Source organism: Actinomadura spongiicola, assembly GCF_003432485.1.
Lineage (GTDB): Bacteria > Actinomycetota > Actinomycetes > Streptosporangiales > Streptosporangiaceae > Spirillospora > Spirillospora spongiicola.
Window position 1 is genome coordinate 600089 of the sequence record NZ_QVNQ01000004.1, and the last position, 16160, is coordinate 616248.

13 protein-coding genes are annotated in these 16160 nt (G+C 71.4%); 5 read left to right on the forward strand and 8 right to left on the reverse strand.

All coding sequences use genetic code 11. The features are described from left to right. Window positions 1-9: 9 nt before the first annotated feature. From D0T12_RS15500 to D0T12_RS15520, 5 genes are all read right to left on the reverse strand, one after another. A complete protein-coding gene (locus tag D0T12_RS15500) occupies window positions 10-1320 on the reverse strand; it encodes a cation:proton antiporter (protein ID WP_117400251.1) in 1311 nt (436 codons plus the stop codon). After that, window positions 1292-2698: a cytochrome P450 gene (locus tag D0T12_RS15505; protein WP_117400252.1), complete on the reverse strand. Its 1407-nt coding sequence runs from the start codon at window positions 2696-2698 to the stop codon at window positions 1292-1294. Before D0T12_RS15505 ends, D0T12_RS15500 begins: the two co-directional genes overlap by 29 nt. Beyond that, a complete protein-coding gene (locus D0T12_RS15510) occupies window positions 2692-3738 on the reverse strand; it encodes an alpha-hydroxy acid oxidase (RefSeq protein ID WP_117400461.1) in 1047 nt (348 codons plus the stop codon). Before D0T12_RS15510 ends, D0T12_RS15505 begins: the two co-directional genes overlap by 7 nt. Before the next feature lie 5 nt (window positions 3739-3743). Next, on the reverse strand, window positions 3744-5318 hold the full coding sequence (locus tag D0T12_RS15515; RefSeq protein ID WP_117400253.1) for an NAD(P)-binding domain-containing protein: 1575 nt from the start codon (window positions 5316-5318) through the stop codon (window positions 3744-3746). Window positions 5319-5388: 70 nt separating this feature from the next. After that, window positions 5389-6912 carry a class I adenylate-forming enzyme family protein gene (locus D0T12_RS15520; protein WP_117400254.1) on the reverse strand — a complete coding sequence of 508 codons (1524 nt, stop codon included), beginning with the start codon at window positions 6910-6912 and terminating at the stop codon, window positions 5389-5391. 92 nt (window positions 6913-7004) lie between these two features. Between D0T12_RS15520 and D0T12_RS15525 the strand changes: the two genes are divergently transcribed. After that, window positions 7005-7694, forward strand: a complete 690-nt coding sequence (locus D0T12_RS15525; protein ID WP_117400255.1) for a sulfotransferase family protein — start codon at window positions 7005-7007, stop codon at window positions 7692-7694. Between the two features lie 3 nt (window positions 7695-7697). Here the strand turns inward: D0T12_RS15525 and D0T12_RS15530 are convergent, their stop codons facing one another. From D0T12_RS15530 to moeZ, 3 genes are all read right to left on the reverse strand, one after another. Next, window positions 7698-8210 (reverse strand): hypothetical protein, encoded by a 513-nt coding sequence (locus D0T12_RS15530; RefSeq protein ID WP_117400256.1) that lies wholly within the window; start codon window positions 8208-8210, stop codon window positions 7698-7700. A gap of 83 nt (window positions 8211-8293) precedes the next feature. Further along, complete coding sequence (locus D0T12_RS15535) at window positions 8294-8812, reverse strand: hypothetical protein (protein WP_117400257.1); 519 nt, start codon at window positions 8810-8812, stop codon at window positions 8294-8296. Window positions 8813-8897: 85 nt separating this feature from the next. After that, window positions 8898-10079, reverse strand: a complete 1182-nt coding sequence (moeZ, locus tag D0T12_RS15540; protein WP_117400258.1) for an adenylyltransferase/sulfurtransferase MoeZ — start codon at window positions 10077-10079, stop codon at window positions 8898-8900. A 168-nt stretch (window positions 10080-10247) separates the two neighbouring features. Between moeZ and D0T12_RS15545 the strand changes: the two genes are divergently transcribed. From D0T12_RS15545 to D0T12_RS15560, 4 genes are all read left to right on the forward strand, one after another. Continuing rightward, a complete protein-coding gene (locus tag D0T12_RS15545) occupies window positions 10248-11129 on the forward strand; it encodes a hypothetical protein (RefSeq protein WP_147339522.1) in 882 nt (293 codons plus the stop codon). An 11-nt stretch (window positions 11130-11140) separates the two neighbouring features. Beyond that, window positions 11141-12541 carry a S8 family serine peptidase gene (locus D0T12_RS15550; RefSeq protein WP_199487470.1) on the forward strand — a complete coding sequence of 467 codons (1401 nt, stop codon included), beginning with the start codon at window positions 11141-11143 and terminating at the stop codon, window positions 12539-12541. 18 nt (window positions 12542-12559) lie between these two features. Further along, the gene (locus D0T12_RS15555) at window positions 12560-12868 is read left to right on the forward strand and encodes an MGMT family protein (protein ID WP_117400260.1); all 309 of its coding nucleotides are present in this window, start codon (window positions 12560-12562) and stop codon (window positions 12866-12868) included. A gap of 81 nt (window positions 12869-12949) precedes the next feature. Then, window positions 12950-16123, forward strand: a complete 3174-nt coding sequence (locus D0T12_RS15560; RefSeq protein ID WP_117400261.1) for an ATP-dependent helicase — start codon at window positions 12950-12952, stop codon at window positions 16121-16123. The last annotated feature ends 37 nt before the right edge of the window (window positions 16124-16160 follow it).

Sequence of the window (16160 nt, forward strand, 5' to 3'; positions counted from 1 at the left end):
CCCCCCGCGTCAGGCGGCCCGGGGAACAGGTTCCGGGTCGTCGGGGACGCGGGCGCGTTCCAGCCGGTCCGGCAGCGCCAGCCGGTAGAGCGGGACGGCCGCCGCGGTGGTGATGACGGCGACGAGCACCAGCATCGCGAACAGCTCCCGCGTGATCATGCCCTGGGCCAGCCCGATGTTGATGAAGATCAGGATCATCAGGCCGCGTGCGTTCATCAGCCCGCCGACCGCGTAGGAGTCACGCCACCCGAACCCGAGCCCCCGCATCGCCAGCGCGCAGCCGAAGTACTTCCCGCAGAAACCCGCCGTGATGATCGCGGCGAACGAGAGCAGCATGGTGGCGCCGGTGATGCCGCCGAGCTCGGTGTTCAACCCGGAGAAGGCGAAGAACACCGGCAGCAGCAGCGTCGAGACGATCCCCATCGTCTTCGCGTGCAGCGCCTCGCGGAACGCCCGGTCGCGGGGCATCGCCAGACCCGCGACGAACCCGCCGAACACCGAGTAGACACCGATCCAGTCGGTGATCCAGCCCGCCGTCAACGGCACGATGACGACGATGTACAGCGCGGTCGGGCCGAGTGAACCCGTCCGGGCGACCTCCCGGCCCAGCGGACGCAGCAGCCGGGACACCACCAGTAGCATCACCGCCGCGAACACGCCCGCGAGCACGATCGTGCGGAGCGCCGCGTCCGGGCCCGTGCCGAGATGCCACGCCGACAGGACGGCGAGCAGGCACCAGGCCGCCGCGTCGTCGATCGACGCGGCCAGCAGCGACAGCCGCCCGAGCGGCGCGTTCTCCAGGCCACGCTCGTACAGGATCCTCGCCAGCATCGGGAACGCGGTCAGGGACAACGCGCCGCCGACGAACAGCGCGAACTCCCACCGGCCGACGTCGTCGCGGGACAGCGTGCCCCACAGCGCGGCGCCGACGGCGAAGCCGAGCATGAGCGACGGCACGATCCCCGCCAGCGCCAGCACCGGCGCCCGCCGCCCCTCGCCCGGCGTCCGCGACCCGTGGTCCAGGCCCGCGCCGACGAGGAACATGTAGAGCGTCAACCCGATGGTGCTCACGATGTACAGGACGGGGACGACCTCGCCGGGGAACACCTTCTCCTGCGCGTCCGGCCACACCTGCCCGAACAGGGTCGGGCCGAGGAGGACCCCGGCGACCATCTCGCCGAGGACGCGCGGCTGCCCGACCGTCCGGGCCAGGCGCCCGCACACGCCCGCGGCGACGAGGATGACGACGAGGGCCGGGAGCACCTTCAGGGTCAGCGCGAGGTTGGGGTCCTCAGCGGGGGCCGCTGCGAGAGGGAGCATGACTGTCCTCCAAGTGTGCGAAATGGCGTTCGCAGAGCCGCTGCCTGCGCGCGTCCCAGACCATGTAGGTGCCGAGGACGAGCTGGACGACGCCGCGCCACACGTCCTCGAACCGGTCGCGGGCGCGCAGGAACAGCAGGGCCGCGCGCCGGTGCGAGGAGTGGCGGGGCGTGGTTTGGCGGGGCGTGGTGTGGCGGGGGACGAGCAGGCACGGCCCCCGGTTGGGCATCGACCTGGTGTGCGACGCGGACGTGGCGAGCGAGTACCGGCGCAGCATCTCCCGCGCCGCGACCCGCATCGTGATCGGCGCGAGCCGCCAGGCGGGGCAGGGCCGGTTCGCCGCCACGCCGAACGGGATGTGGTTCAGGTCCTTGGCGGCGGGACCGTTCCGGAACCGCTCCGGGTCGAACCGGTCCGGGTCGGCGAACCCGGCGCGGTGGAACTCGGGGTAGCCGAAGCACAGCACCGACCCCTCCGGGATCGTCGTCCCGTCGGCGAGACCGATGTCCCCGGTGGTGATGCGGTGCGCGACCCCGAACAGCGGGTAGAGCCGCATCGTCTCCTGGAGCACCCGGTCGAACGCGCGCTCGTCGCCGGTGAGCGCGGTCGCCGCCGCTTCCGGGTGCCGGGCGAGGACCATCAGCAGGTGCGCCATCGCCTCCGACATCTGCACGACCGCGGTGTTGAAGAACGTTCCTTGCAGGTAGTAGGCGCGTTCCTCGTCCGAAAGGCCCGCGGGCAGCGGATGCCGGACGTCGGTGAGGCGCCCGGCGAGGTAGCGGGTCAGCCGGTGGCGGCGTTCCATGTGGCGGAGCCCGCAGCACTTCAGCGCGGTGACGACGTCGTCGGCGTTCCCGACGATCAGGTCGCGTGCCGGGCGCGGGCACGGCTCACCGAACACCAGCTCGTAGTAGAACTCCGCCCAGACCGGCATCATCAGGTCGCGGAGCCGGACGAGCCGCGCCGCGTCCCCGCGCGGGAGCCGCTCGCGGAGGACGCGGGTGACGCAGCGGACCGTCAGGTCCTCGGCCTCCGCCCGCGGGACGGCGAGGAACCGGCGCGTCGCACGGGCCACCTCGTCGTACCGGTCGCCCGCCTCCAGATGCTCCTGGTGGACGTGCGCGCCGGGCGACAGCCAGTACCAGAACAGGTCCGACAGCGCGGCGCCCCTGCTGCGGCCACCCGCCGCCGGGTGGGAGTAGACGTCCCTGAACTCCTCGACGCCGACCAGGTCGCCGGGGACGGCGATGCCCTCGTTACCGTTGACGCGGGCGAACAGCCATCCGCGCAACGCCACGATTCGGTCGGGCAGCCACCACGGCAGGCTCACCAGACCAGCGGCCCCGGCGAGCGCGGCGAGCGCTACGCCCCTCACCATGCCCGCCTCACCATGCCCGGTTCGAGGTCGTGGACGGACGCGACGCCGCACAGGGCCAGCGCGTCCTCGATCTCGGCCCGTAGCAGGTCGAGGACGCGGACGACCCCCCTCTCGCCGTCCGCGCCAAGGCCCCACAGGACCGGCCGCCCGACCGCGACGGCGTCCGCGCCGAGCGCCAGCGCCTTCAACACGTCGGTGCCGCGCCGGACGCCGCCGTCCAGCAGCACCGGCACCGCCCCCGCGACCGCGGCGGCGACCTCCGGCAGGACGTCGACCGTGGCGGGGGCCGTGTCGAGCTGCCGTCCGCCGTGGTTGGAGACGATCAGCGCGGAGACGCCGTGGTCGAGGGCCGTCCGGGCGTCCCGCGGATGCAGGATCCCCTTCAGCACGATCGGGAGCGAGGTCAGTTCGGTGAGGCGGCCGATGTGCTCCCACGAGATCGCGGGGGAGAACTCGATGGGCCTGACACGGTCGCCGTCCCGCATGTTCTCGCAGCACAGGCCGTCGGGCAGGTCGTGGAAGCCGTTGCGCTCGTCCCGGCCGCGCCTGCCGAAGACCGGCGCGTCGACCGTGACGACGAGCGCGCCGCATCCCGCGGCCTCCGCGCGCCGGACGAGCGTCTCGGTGAAAGCCATGTCCGGCTGGACGTGCAGCTGGAACCACAATCGGGCGCCGGGCGCGGCGGCCGCGACGTCCCCGACGGCGACCGTCGACGCCATGCTCACCATCATGATCGTCTCGGCGGTGGCGGCGGCCCGTGCCGTGGCCCGCTCGCCCTCCGGGTCGGCGAGCCGGTGGAACGCGGTCGGCGCCACCAGGACCGGCAGCGACGCGCGGCAGCCGAGGAGCGTGACGTCCAGCTCCGGCTTGTCGGTGCCGCGCAGGACGCGGGGGAGCAGCGCGAGCCGTCCGAACGCGGCCTCGTTGGCGCGCAGCGTGATCTCGTCCCCGGCGCCGCCCGCGAAGAAGTCGTAGTGCGCCGGGTCGAGGCGTTCGCGGGCGACGGCCTCGAACCCGCGCACGTCGGCGGGTGACCGCATGGCGGTCACACCGGGGTGGACGCGGTCCGCCGGGCGAAGAACTCCCGCAGCGGCCCGGCGTGGACGTCCTCGGACGTCCAGTCGTTCTCCAGGTTCTCGGTCACGTGATGGACGGCCGTCACCGCGCCGCCCCGATGATGCCGGACGATCGGATGCAGGTAGTGGCCCTCGTGCGCGCGGCCCGCGTCGCGCTGCGAGATCCGCGTGACGGACACGTCGAACGGGTCGACCTTGTCGTGGTCCGGCCCGTAGTCCAGGGTGATCGTGAAGTGGCCGCCGGGACCGGCGTCGGAGACGGGCGCGTCCCGGAAGTCGGCGGGCAGCTCCTCCAGGTAGCGCGCGCCGCCCGCCGCGTCCAGGACGATCACGTCGGCGAGCGTGCCGAACTGCTGCCACAGCGCCGAACTGCGGTTGACCCGGGCGAGCACCGCGTCCGAGAGGTCCCGCGGGTCGGCGGTGAGCGTCCGGCCCGGCCATTCGGCGCCGTGGTAGCGGTACTCCATGACGCGGTGCAGCGCCCGCGTCCCGTACCGGAAACCGTGGATGAAGCCGCTCGTGCCGCGCTTGAAGTCGCGGGACTGCGTCAGCGTCCCGGCGAAGTACAGGTCCGGGACGTTCACGGACTCGTAGGCGGGGGTGAGCGCCGGGAACCGCTCGTTGATCGTCAGCTCCGGGCGGCAGGACTCGTCGAAGATCGAGGCGTCCACCCGGAAGCCCGTACAGACGATCACCCGGTCGTAGGGGATGTCCTTGGTGACCTCGTCCGCGCGGACGAACGCCACCGTGGCGAGGTAGCCGCCGTCCGGCCGCCGCTCGATGCGTCTGACCTCGCCGTCCAGGATCGCGTTCTGCGACTTGAGCTGGTAGGTGTCGAGGAAGTTGTTGTTGACGGCGCGCACGTGCCCGACGAAGTGCGTCCGCCACGCGAGCCGGAGGGAGCGGGGCCCGGCCACGTGGATCACCGCGGCCGACTCGATCAGGTTCTCCGCCGTCTCGAACGCCGAGTTGCCCTTCCCGATGATCAGCACCCGCTTGTCGACGTACTCGGCGGGGTCGGTGGAGTGCTCGCCGTACAGGTCGGCGGTCTCGATGCCCGGGATCGGCGGGACGTTCGGCCGGGTGAAGCCCGCCGCGACGATCAGCCGTTTCGCCTCGTACGTGTCGCCGGTGTCGCAGGTGACCCGGAACCGACTTTTGGAGGTCCGGGTGACATGCGTGGCCCGGATGCCGTAGGCGATGTTCAGGCGGCAGCGCTCGGCGTAGTCGCCGAGGTAGCGGACCATGTCGTCGGCGGCGGGGAAGTACCGGTCGCTGTAGCGGGTGAACAGCAGCTCCGGGTCGTCGGACAGGAGGGAGTTCCAGTCCATGCGCAGGTTCAGCTCCGGGTCGTCCATCCCGGTGTGCTTCTTGTTGCTGGAGATGAGCGTGCGGTGGCGGGGGAATGTCCGGAAGAACGTGCCGGGAGCGTCGCCCGCCTCCAGGATCAGATAGTCGCGCCGGGACTTCTGGAGCAGGTGGCCCAGTTGGAGACCGGCCGGTCCCGCGCCGATGATCAGGTGGTCCAGGGATCGACTCGCCATGACACCCTCCGCAGGCGACGAGATGATTGAATGCTCAACCCAAGTGAAGGCCCCGATTCTCAGAGGTTGATCAGAAACCCGGACGGTGGCGGTGCAGCAGGGCCCGTTTGTCGGGCTTGCCGTTGGCGGCGGTCGGCACCACCGGCACGGCGGTGATCGTCTGCGGGACGGAGTCCTCGCCGAGTTCCTCCTGGACGAGCGCGGCCATCTCCTTCAGCGCCGTCCCGTCCGGGTACCGGCCGACCGCCGGGACGACGAACGCGTGCACGGCCTCCCCGGTCCGCTCGTCGGGCGCTCCCACCACGAACGCCTCGGCGACGTCCGGATGCCGGGCCAGCACCCGCTCGATCGGGCCCGCGTAGACCACCATCGCGTTCACCATGATCACGTCGCGGGCGCGGCCGTCGAGGTGCAGGTACCCGTTCCGGTCGAGGTGGCCGAGGTCGCGGGTGCGCACCCAGCCGTCCCGTACCGTGTCCCGGTTCTCCACCGGGTCGCCCCAGTAGCCCGCCATCGCGTACGGGGCGCGGACGTAGATCTCGCCCGTCCGGCCTCGCCGGAGAACCCGGCCGCGCTCGTCCCGCACGCGGATCTCCACACCCGGGTGGGGGCGTCCGACCGACGCCAGACGGCCCGCCGCGATGTCGGCGGGCGTCAGCATCGACACCGAACCGGTCTCCGTCTGCCCGTATCCGTTGTGGACGACGGGCCCGAGCCGCCGCACCGCCTCCGCCAGCCGGGGCGGGCTCAGCGGCGACCCCGACACCATCAGCGCCCGCAGGCTCCGCACGTCGACCGGGTCGTCCCGCAGCAGGTCGAGCATCCGCCCCAGCTTCGGCACGGTGATGATCGACCCGGTGATCCGGTGCCGCTCGATCGCGTACGGGAACACGGGACGCCCATCGTCCTCGGGGATCACGGCGGTGCCGCCGCCGAGCAGGCACGGCGCCAGGAACTCGAACACCACCATGCTGGCCAGCGTGCCGAACAGCAGATACCGCTCGAACGCCTCCGCGAAGCCCGCGGCGACCGGCCCCCACACGCGCGGCTGCCACGCCCAGTGCTCACTCAGCGCCCGGTAGGTGGTCGCGCACCCCTTCGGCCGTCCCGTGCTCCCACTCGTGAACGCCAGCAGGGCCACATCGTCGGGACGAGCCGTGATGTCGAGCGTCCCCTCACTCGAACCGTCCAACAGGTCGCGCGCCGACTCGCACGGCCCGAGCGAAAACAGCCGCACCGGACCCGCCGCCTCGAACAGACCGGCCGTCGCGGCCTCCGCGTCGACGAGCACGGCGTCGACGCCCATCCCGAGCACATGCGCGAGTTGCCCCGCCGCGTACCCGGGCCGCACACCCACGACGCGGCACCCGACCACATGCGCCGCGATGTGCGCGGCGAACGCCTCCGGCGACACCGAAGTACGGATCGCGAGACCGTCGCCCGGCCCGAGGCCCGCATCCCGCATCCCCGCCGCCAACCTGCCGATGAGCTGCGACAACTCGGCGCGTGTGACCACTCGGCCGCCGTGCTCGAACGCGGCCGATCCGGGCGATTCCCGTAGCGCGTCCAGAAGAGATCCGGGAAAGAGCCTCATTGCCCCGCTCCTCGATTCCGCTCACAATTCGGTCGTCCCACCTCAAGCTAGGCGGCCCTCATAAGAAATCGATAAGAGAAACGGAGACGCTGATGCAGGTGATCGGCGCAGGCTTCGGCCGGACGGGCACCGCCTCACTGAAGGCGGCACTGGAACGACTCGACCTCGGCCCCTGCTACCACATGTCCACCGTCATCGCCGAGCCCCACCGCGTCCGCCAGTGGCTCGACATCGGCGAGTGCCGCCCACCCGACTGGGACGAGATCTTCACCGGTTTCCAGTCGGCCCTGGACTGGCCCGCCGCCTCCTACTGGCGCGAACTGGCCGCCCACTACCCGAACGCCAAGGTGATCCTCACCATCCGAGACAGGGAACGCTGGTACGACAGCGTCGCGTCCACCATCTTCGCCCGCGCCCTGGCGGAACACCACCGACCGCCACTCCATCGCCGACTCGTCCGGTGGCTGGTGGCGCGACGCTCACCGGACTTCGCCCTCTACCCCCGCATGGCCCGAGCGACCATCATGGACCGCGTCTTCGACGGCCGCATCGACGACCGCGACCACGTCCTCACCGTCTTCGACCGCCACATCGCCGAGGTGAAGGCCGCAATCCCACCCGACCGACTCCTGATCTTCGACGTCAGGCAGGGCTGGCCCCCACTCTGCGATTTCCTCGACGTCCCCACCCCCAACGAGCCGTTCCCCGAATCCAACGAACGCACCACCTGGCACCGCAAACGCCCCCGCCGCCTCCTCCAAATACTCCTCCACGGCCGCTGAACACTACTCGCCATATGGTTCTTCGAGGAGTCGGAGAATGGCTTTGTCGGCCTTTGTCGATAGGTCGAGACTTGCCAGTATCTCGCGGCGGGCCGTCAATTCGCGAAGAACGCGTCCGGGGCCGTATCGGGAGATCGCGAAGCCGTGATCCGGATAGACGGCGACCTCCCAGAGAGGACGACCTTCACCGTCGATGACCAGGCCTTGGCCGTCCTGGCAGTCGACTTCCCGCCAGGAGAAATCCAGGCCGGACTCGGCGGCGGCCTCGCGGGCCAGGCGTTCCTCGGTTCGCCACCGTTCCAGCAGAAGGCCGGTGACCGGGTCGGCGGAGACGCGGCGTTCGGTGAAGACCGGCTGCCAGGACGGCCGGTAGCCGGGCATCGCGGCGTACACGTACGCCAGCAGCCGGAGGAACGCCGGGCGTTGGGCGCCGCGGGCCCGGATCTCCTGGTTGACGTGGGGCCGGGCCGCATGCCGCGCGCAGGAACGCAGATGCCGATCGAGCGCCGGTGTCAACGGAGGACATTCGTCCAAGTCGATTTGTCCGCCGTATTTGGCGTCCGCGGCCAGTTGGCCGTCGAGAAACCTCGCGATAACGGTCAATGGTCGCGGGTTTTGCGAGTGATTTTGGTCAGGGCGGCCAAGGGGGTCATCATGGTGAGGAGGGCCCAGGGGATTCCAAGGATCAGGGTCAGGATGGCGAAGACGGTGGCGACGCTGGCGTGGGTGAGCCAGGTGCCGTTGCTGTTGGCGGTGAACGCCTCGTCGCGGTCGTTGGTGTTGAGGAAGCCGCCGCCGTCTCCCTTGAGGAGGCGGGCGGGGGCCGTGGTGTTGCGCTTGCAGGCGTCGCGTTTCAAGCCGTTGATGCGGATGACGGTCGATGAGGGGGGTTCGCCTGTGCCGGGGCGGAAGCGTCCGTAGCAACCCGAGGACTTGCCGCTCATCCAGTAGTCGATGTGGACCGTGCCAGGGGTGCCCGCCGATCCTTGTCCGACCTGGTGACGCAGCTTCGCCTGGTTGTACATCGAGTGGGCGATCGCACCGGCGCCGAAGGTGAGGGCGCCGAGGACCAGCCAAGCGGCGAGGCGCCCACCGAACGTCTGTGGATTTCTCGACACATGGCCACTTTGTCAGGCGCTTGGGGCCGTGGCGACATGATCGTCGGCCCCCGGAGTCCCTGGCGGGGTCCGGGGGCCGAAGGGGCTAGTAGGACGGCTGGGACGGGTCGATCTGGTTGACCCAGGCCAGAACGCCGCCGCCCACGTGGACGGCGTCGGAGAAGCCCGCGTTCTTCACCACGGCCAGGGCCTCGGCGGAGCGGGCGCCCGACTTGCAGTGCAGGACGATCTTCTTGTCCTGGGGGAGGCGCTCCAGCGCGGAGCCGTTCAGGAACTCGCCCTTGGGGATGAGGGTCGCCCCGGGGATCGAGACGATCTCGTACTCGTTGGGCTCGCGGACGTCCACCAGGAAGATGTCGTCGTTGCGGTCCTGCATGGCCTTCAGGTCGAGGACGGTGATCGTGGAGTCCTGGGCGGCCTCGGCGGCCTCGTCGGAGATGGCGCCGCAGAACGCCTCGTAGTCTTCGAGGAGTTCGGTCTGCGTCGGGTTCTTGCCGCACAGGACGCATTCCGGGTCCTTGCGGACCTTGACCGAGCGGTAGCTCATCTCCAGGGCGTCGTAGATCATCAGGCGGCCGACGAGGGGCTCGCCGATGCCGGTGAGGAGCTTGATGGCCTCGTTCACCTGGATGGAGCCGATCGACGAGCACAGGACGCCGAGGACGCCGCCCTCGGCGCAGGACGGGACCATCCCGGGCGGCGGGGGCTCGGGGTAGAGGCAGCGGTAGCACGGGCCGTGCTCGGCCCAGAAGACGGACGCCTGGCCGTCGAAGCGGTAGATGGAGCCCCAGACGTACGGCTTGCCGAGCAGGACGGCGGCGTCGTTCACCATGTAGCGGGTGGCGAAGTTGTCGGTGCCGTCCAGGATCAGGTCGTACCCGGAGAAGATGTCCATGACGTTGTCGCGGTCGAGCGCGGTGTCGTGCACGACCACGTCGATCAGCGGGTTGATCTCACGGACGGTCTCGGCGGCGGACTCGACCTTCGGCTTTCCGAGGGACGACTGGCGGTGGATGATCTGGCGCTGGAGGTTGGACTCGTCCACGACGTCGAAGTCGATCACGCCGAGGGTGCCGATTCCGGCGGCGGCGAGGTAGAGCAGGGCGGGGGAGCCCAGGCCGCCCGCGCCCACGACCAGGACCTTGGAGTTCTTGAGGCGCTTCTGCCCGGACATGCCCACGTCGGGGATGATCAGATGCCGCGAGTAGCGGTTGACCTCGTCGCGGGTGAGCTCCGCTGCGGGCTCGACCAGAGGTGGCAACGACACGGTGGGTGCTCCTGTGCTGACGCGAGTTGGGGCGGGGACGTCTTTCGTCCTTCTCACCGCACAACCTTGCCATGTGCTGCGGCATTCCCGGGCGTCGCCCACACCGGACCGTCCCCTCACCGCAATGTCAGGGCGGAATGTCGCGAAGCACAGATAATCTTGGCTGTTGTGGCATTCCTGCCCCCCTCCCAGCAGCCGCATCCGCCGCGGCCCCCGCAGCAGTTCGGCATGCCCGCCGGGCCGCCCGGTGGCCCGCCCGGTGTGGTGCCCCGTCCTCCCGGCCCCCACATGGGCCCGCCGCCGCCGACGGTGCTCGGGCTGCGGGGACGGCAGTGGATGGTCGTGGCGATCGTCGTCGCCTTCTGTTACCTGGTCGCCAGTGGAATCTCCCTCACCGGTGCCTGGGCGACCCTGAACCGCGAACCCACGAACGCCGAGCTGCAACAGGCCGCGAACAAGGAGGTCGCGCGCCGGTGGCAGGCGTGGCCCGCGAGCCGCATCTTCCCCGAGCGGATCAGCTACCGGCCGGTGACGGGACACAGCGAGTACGCGACGCGGATGGGCATCGTCCCCGACACCGCCTGCGCGCAGGGCGTCGACACGGAGATGGTGACGACGATCGGCAGGCACGGGTGCCGCGCCGTGTTGCGCGCCACCTACGTCGACCAGCTTCAGGGCATCGTCACCACGGTCGGCGTGGTGGTGTTCCCCGATCCGTGGAGGGCCGACCGGGCATACAAGGAGCTGCCCGGCGCGCAGGGCCCGGACGGGACGGGCACGGTCCGCCCGGCGCTCCACGCGGCGGCGTTCCCCGGGACGGCCGCCGCCCGGTTCACCGACGAGGCGCGGCAGGACCGAACCATCGACCGCGGCGGCCCGTACGTGGTGCTGACGACGTCGGGCCAGACCGACGGCCGCCCGGCCGCGGCGATCAAGAAGAAGCGGCCGGGTGAGCCGTTCGTCGGGGCGCCGCAGCTCGGGCACGCGGTCGCGCGGTCGCTGTCGGCGAAGGCCCTGCCGGACTGCGACAGTCCCGAGTGGGAATGCTGACGGGAGCACGGATGCGGGGGCGTGAGGCGGGGGCCGGGACGCGGCGTGCGGTCCGGATGGCGGGCGGCGCGTTCGCGGTGGCGGTGGCCGGGACGTGGCTGATGCCCGTGCCCGCGCACGCCGACATCGTCCGCGACCGGCAGAAGCCCATCCTGAACGTCCTCGGCATGGACGCCGCCTGGAAGGTCACCAGGGGGAGGGGCGTGACCGTCGCGGTCGTCGACTCCGGTGTCGACGCCGGGCAGGCGGACCTCGCGGGTTCCGTCACCACCGGCCCGAACATGCTCGCCGAGATCGACGCGGGCACGAGGCCCGCGCGGCTGCACGGGACCGGGATGGCGTCGCTGATCGCGGGTCGCGGGCACGGCCCCGGGCGCCGCTCCGGAATCATCGGGATCGCGCCGGAGTCCCGCATCCTCGCCATCCGGGCCATCGGCGAGCCGGAGGACCGGAGCTTCGCCCGCTACCGGAGGTCCGAACGGGCCGACACGGCGGTGGCGCGCGGCGTCCGCTACGCCGCCGACCACGGCGCCGCCGTCATCAACCTGTCGCTCGGCAAGGAGCACGAGGTCGCCGAGGAGCGGGCGGCCATCGCCTACGCCGTCGACAAGGGCGTCGTCGTGGTGTCCGCCGCCGGGAACGACGGTGATGATCCCGACGAGCTGGACGGTGACGGGTACGCGCCGTACTCGTACCCGGCGTCCTATCCGGGGGTCATCGCGGTCGCGGCGACGGAGCCCGGCCACGCCCGCGCGCCGTTCTCCAACCGGAACTACTCGGTGGTGCTGTCCGCTCCCGGGATGGACGTGCCCGTCGCGGCGCCCGGCGGCCAGTACTTCGCCAGCCGTGGCACCAGCGACTCCACCGCGCTCGTGTCCGGCGTCGCCGCGCTGGTCCGCGCCAAGTATCCGAAGCTGTCCCCGGCGCTGGTCGCGCAGGCGTTGATCCAGAGCACCCGGCACAGGCCGTCCGGCGGATACGACTCGGAGGTCGGGTTCGGCGAGGTCCACGCGGCCCGCGCGCTGTCGGCGGCCGGTGCCCTCGCCGGGGCCTCCGGCGGGACGCGCGGCAAGTCCGCCGGGCAGCGGTTCGGGCGGGACGATCCCGGGCCGGTGCAGATCATTCCGCGACCCGCCTGGGTCCGGCCGCTGATCGTCGGGCTGGTGCTCGTCGGGCTCGGTGGAACGGTCACGGGCGGGGCGGTCGCGATGGCCTTCCGCCGTCGTCATCCGCGTGTCGCGGGCGGCCCGCCGATGGGGCCGATGGGTCCGCCGCCGGGGCCGCCGATGGTGCCGCCGATGGGCGGTTACCGGCCTGGGCCGCCTCCGCCGCCTCGGATGGGTCCGCCTCCGCCGGGGGCGCCGCCGATGGGACGCCCGCCGATGTTCCGACCGCCCGACGGGACGTCCTGAGCGCGGGAGAATCTCCGGATGTTGTCGGAACCCGATGAGTACGCCGAGGCCGTCCTGGACGCGGTGGAGCGCATCCCGCCTGGCCGCGTTCTCGCCTACGGCGATGTGGCCGAGCTGGTCGGGCGCGGTGGACCCCGGCAGGTCGGACGTGTGATGGCCCTCTACGGGGGCGCGGTGCCGTGGTGGCGGGTGGTCCGGGCGGACGGCAGCCCGGCGAGCGGTCACGAGGTCGAGGCGCACGAGAACTACCGCGCCGAGAGGACGCCGCTGCGCCCCGACGGTCGCCGTGTCGACATGGCGCGCGCCCGGTGGGACGGGCGGTCGTAACCCGCCGTCGCGGTGGTTTCTCTGACGACATGCGTGCATTGTGGCCAGAACAGCCCCGCTGATCTGTTCCAATAGCCTGTTGTGCCGTCAGGTTCCTACCGTCTCGTTCGCCGCGCCGGTCCCGCGCGGGTCGTTCCGCCTGTGCTCGACGAGCAGCAGCGGCGGGTCGTCGACCATGCGGGCGGGCCGCTGCTGGTGCTCGCGGGACCCGGCACCGGGAAGACGACGACGATCGTGGAGGCCGTCGTCGACCGCATCGAGAACCGTGGCGTCGACCCGGAGCGCGTGCTCGTCCTCACGTTCAGCCGCAAGGCGGCGGGGGAGCTGCGGCAGCGGATCACCGGGCGGTTGCGGCGGACGACGCGGACCCCGCTGGCGCTCACGTTCCACAGCTACGCCTACGCGCTGCTCAGACGCGACGCGGTGCTCGACGAGGACCCCGCACCCCGGCTGCTGTCGGGGCCGGAGCAACTCCTGGAGGTGCGGAGGTTCCTGGAAGGGGAGCTGGCGGACGGCGCACGCGCCTGGCCGGAACGGTTGAGAGCCGCCCTGGCGACACGCGGGTTCGCCGAAGAGCTTCGTGACTTCGCCCTGCGCGCGGCGGAACGGCTGGTCGTCGGGGACGAACTCGTCGCGCTCGGACGTATGCGCGGACGCGACGACTGGCCCGCCATCGGCGAGTTCATGGAACGGTACGCGGACCGGTTCGCGCTCGATCCCGTCCCGACGTACGACTACGGCGAGCTGATCCACGTGGCCGCCGCCATGCTCGCGGACGAGGAGACCCGGATCCGGGAGCAGGACGCCTACGACGTCGTGTTCGTGGACGAGTACCAGGACACCGACCCCGCGCAGGAAGTGCTGCTGCACCATCTCGCGGGCGACGGACGCGACCTCGTCGTCGTCGGCGACCCGGACCAGTCGATCTACGGGTTCCGGGGAGCCGACGTGCGCGGCATCCAGGAGTTCCCGAACCGGTTCCTCACCCTGGACGGCGACCCCGCGCCCGTCGTGGCGCTGCGGACCTGCCGCCGCATGGGGCCGGAGATCCTCAAGGCGTCGCGGCGGATCGCGCGGCGCCTGCCCGCCGGGTCGGCCGGGGCGGCGGAGCATCGGGCCCTGCTTCCCCTGGAGACACTTGAGGACGGTGAAGTGCGCGCCGTCATCGCCGACTCCGAAAGCCAGGAGTCGGCGCTCGTCGCGGACGAACTTCGTCGCGCGCATCTCCTCGACGGCGTCCCCTGGTCACGGATGGCGGTGCTCGTGCGCAGCGCCGTGCGGCAGGTCCCGGCCCTGCGGCGTGCGCTGGCCCAGGCTGGCGTGCCGGTGGTCGTGGCGGGTGACGAGGTTCCGCTGATGGGGGAGCCTGCCGTCCGTCCGTTCCTGGTGTTGTTGCGGGCGGCGTTGAAGAAGGGCTTCCTGGACGGCGTCGTCGCCGAAGACCTGCTGACGGGCCCCCTGGGCGGCGCCGACGCGCTGGCCATGCGGCGGTTGAAACGGGCCCTGCGCGACCTGGAGGAACTGTCGGGAGGGGACCGGCCGCTAGGGGAGTTGCTGGTCGCCGCTCTGGACGACCCACGCGAGCTGGTTCTGATCCATGAGAAGGTCCGCGCACCGGCCGAACGGGTCGCCCGCCTCATCGAGGTGGCGCGGCGCAGCGTTCACGACGGCGGTTCCGCGGAAGACGTCCTCTGGGCCGTGTGGGAGGAGAGCGGGCAGGCGGACGTCCTGCTGGAGCAGAGCGCAAAGGGCGGGACCCGGGGCGCGGCGGCCGACCGTGACCTCGACGCGGTCGTCGCGTTGTTCGACCATGCGGCACGGTTCGTCGACCGGCTGCCTCAAGCTGGGCCGGACCTGTTCGTCGACAACATCGCGTCCCAGGAGATCGCCGGTGACACGCTCGCCGAACAGTCGCCGGACGGTGAGGCGGTCCGGATCCTCACCGCGCACCGCTCCAAGGGGCTGGAGTGGGACGTCGTCGTGGTCGCCGGCGTCCAAGAGGGTGTCTGGCCGGACGTGCGGCTGCGCGGGTCGCTGCTGGGCATCGAGGAGCTGATCGAGCACGCCGCCGGTGCTGAGCCGGAAGGTGAGGAGGCGGCCGGCGCGTCGATGGCGGCGAAGATGCTCGACGAGGAACGGCGCCTTTTCTACGTGGCGGTGACGCGCGCACGTAAACGGCTCGTCGTGACGGCGGTGGGTGGCGACGACACCGAGGAACGGCCGTCCCGGTTCCTGAACGAGCTTCTTCCGGGCGCCATCGAACGATCGCAGTTGGACGAGAAGACACGGTGGCTTTCACTGTCGGCGCTGGTCGCCGACCTGCGTTCCGTCGTCGCCGACCCGTCCCGTCCGGAACCGCTTCGACGCGCCGCCGCCGGGCACCTGGCGCGTCTGGCGCGGGCGGGTGTGCGCGGCGCGAAGCCGGAGAACTGGTACGCCATCACCGCGCTGTCCGACACCGGGCCCGCGTTCGGCGAGGACGAGTCCATCACCATCTCGCCGTCCCAGGTCGAGGCTTTCACGACGTGCGGGCTGCGGTGGCTGCTGGCGTCCGCGGTCGGCGCGCAGGACGGCGGTCCGAACGAGTACAGCACCATGGGCAAGGTCGTCCACGCGGTCGCCGAAATGGCGGGCGCGGACGACGGCATCGACGAGGTGCACGTCGCCGAACGACTCGACGAGATCTGGAAGGACCTGGACTTCCGCAGCTCCTGGTACTCGGAGAAACAACGCGAACAGGCGTCGCGGATGGTCGACAAGTTCCTAGCCTGGCACCGCGACAACCCCAACGAGGTCGTCGCGTTGGAAGAGTCGTTCAAGGTCGACCTCGGCCGCGTCGTCATCAAGGGCCGCATCGACCGCGCCGAACGCGACGAGCACGGCCGTGCCGTCATCATCGACATCAAGACGTCCTCGACGGCCGTCCCGAAGGACGAACTGGGCCGGCACCCGCAGCTCGGCGTCTACCAGTACGCGGTGATGCTCGGCGCGTTCGAACGGCACGGGCTGATCGAGCCGGGCGGGGCGAAGCTCGTGCAGGTCGGCAAGGCCGCGTTCGCCGCCAGGGCGCGCGAGCAGGAGCAGCCGCCGCCCGCCGAGGACGCCGACCCCGAGTGGCCCAAGAAGCTCGTCGAGATCGTCGCGACCGGGATGGCGGGCGAGGTGTTCCAGGCGCGGGCGAACGACAAGTGTCGGACGTGCCCCGTACGCTCCTGCTGCCCGGTCCACGACGAGGGCGGTCAGGTCGGCGGCTGACCGCCGGGTCCTCTACGCTGCTGCCGACGCGGGGTCG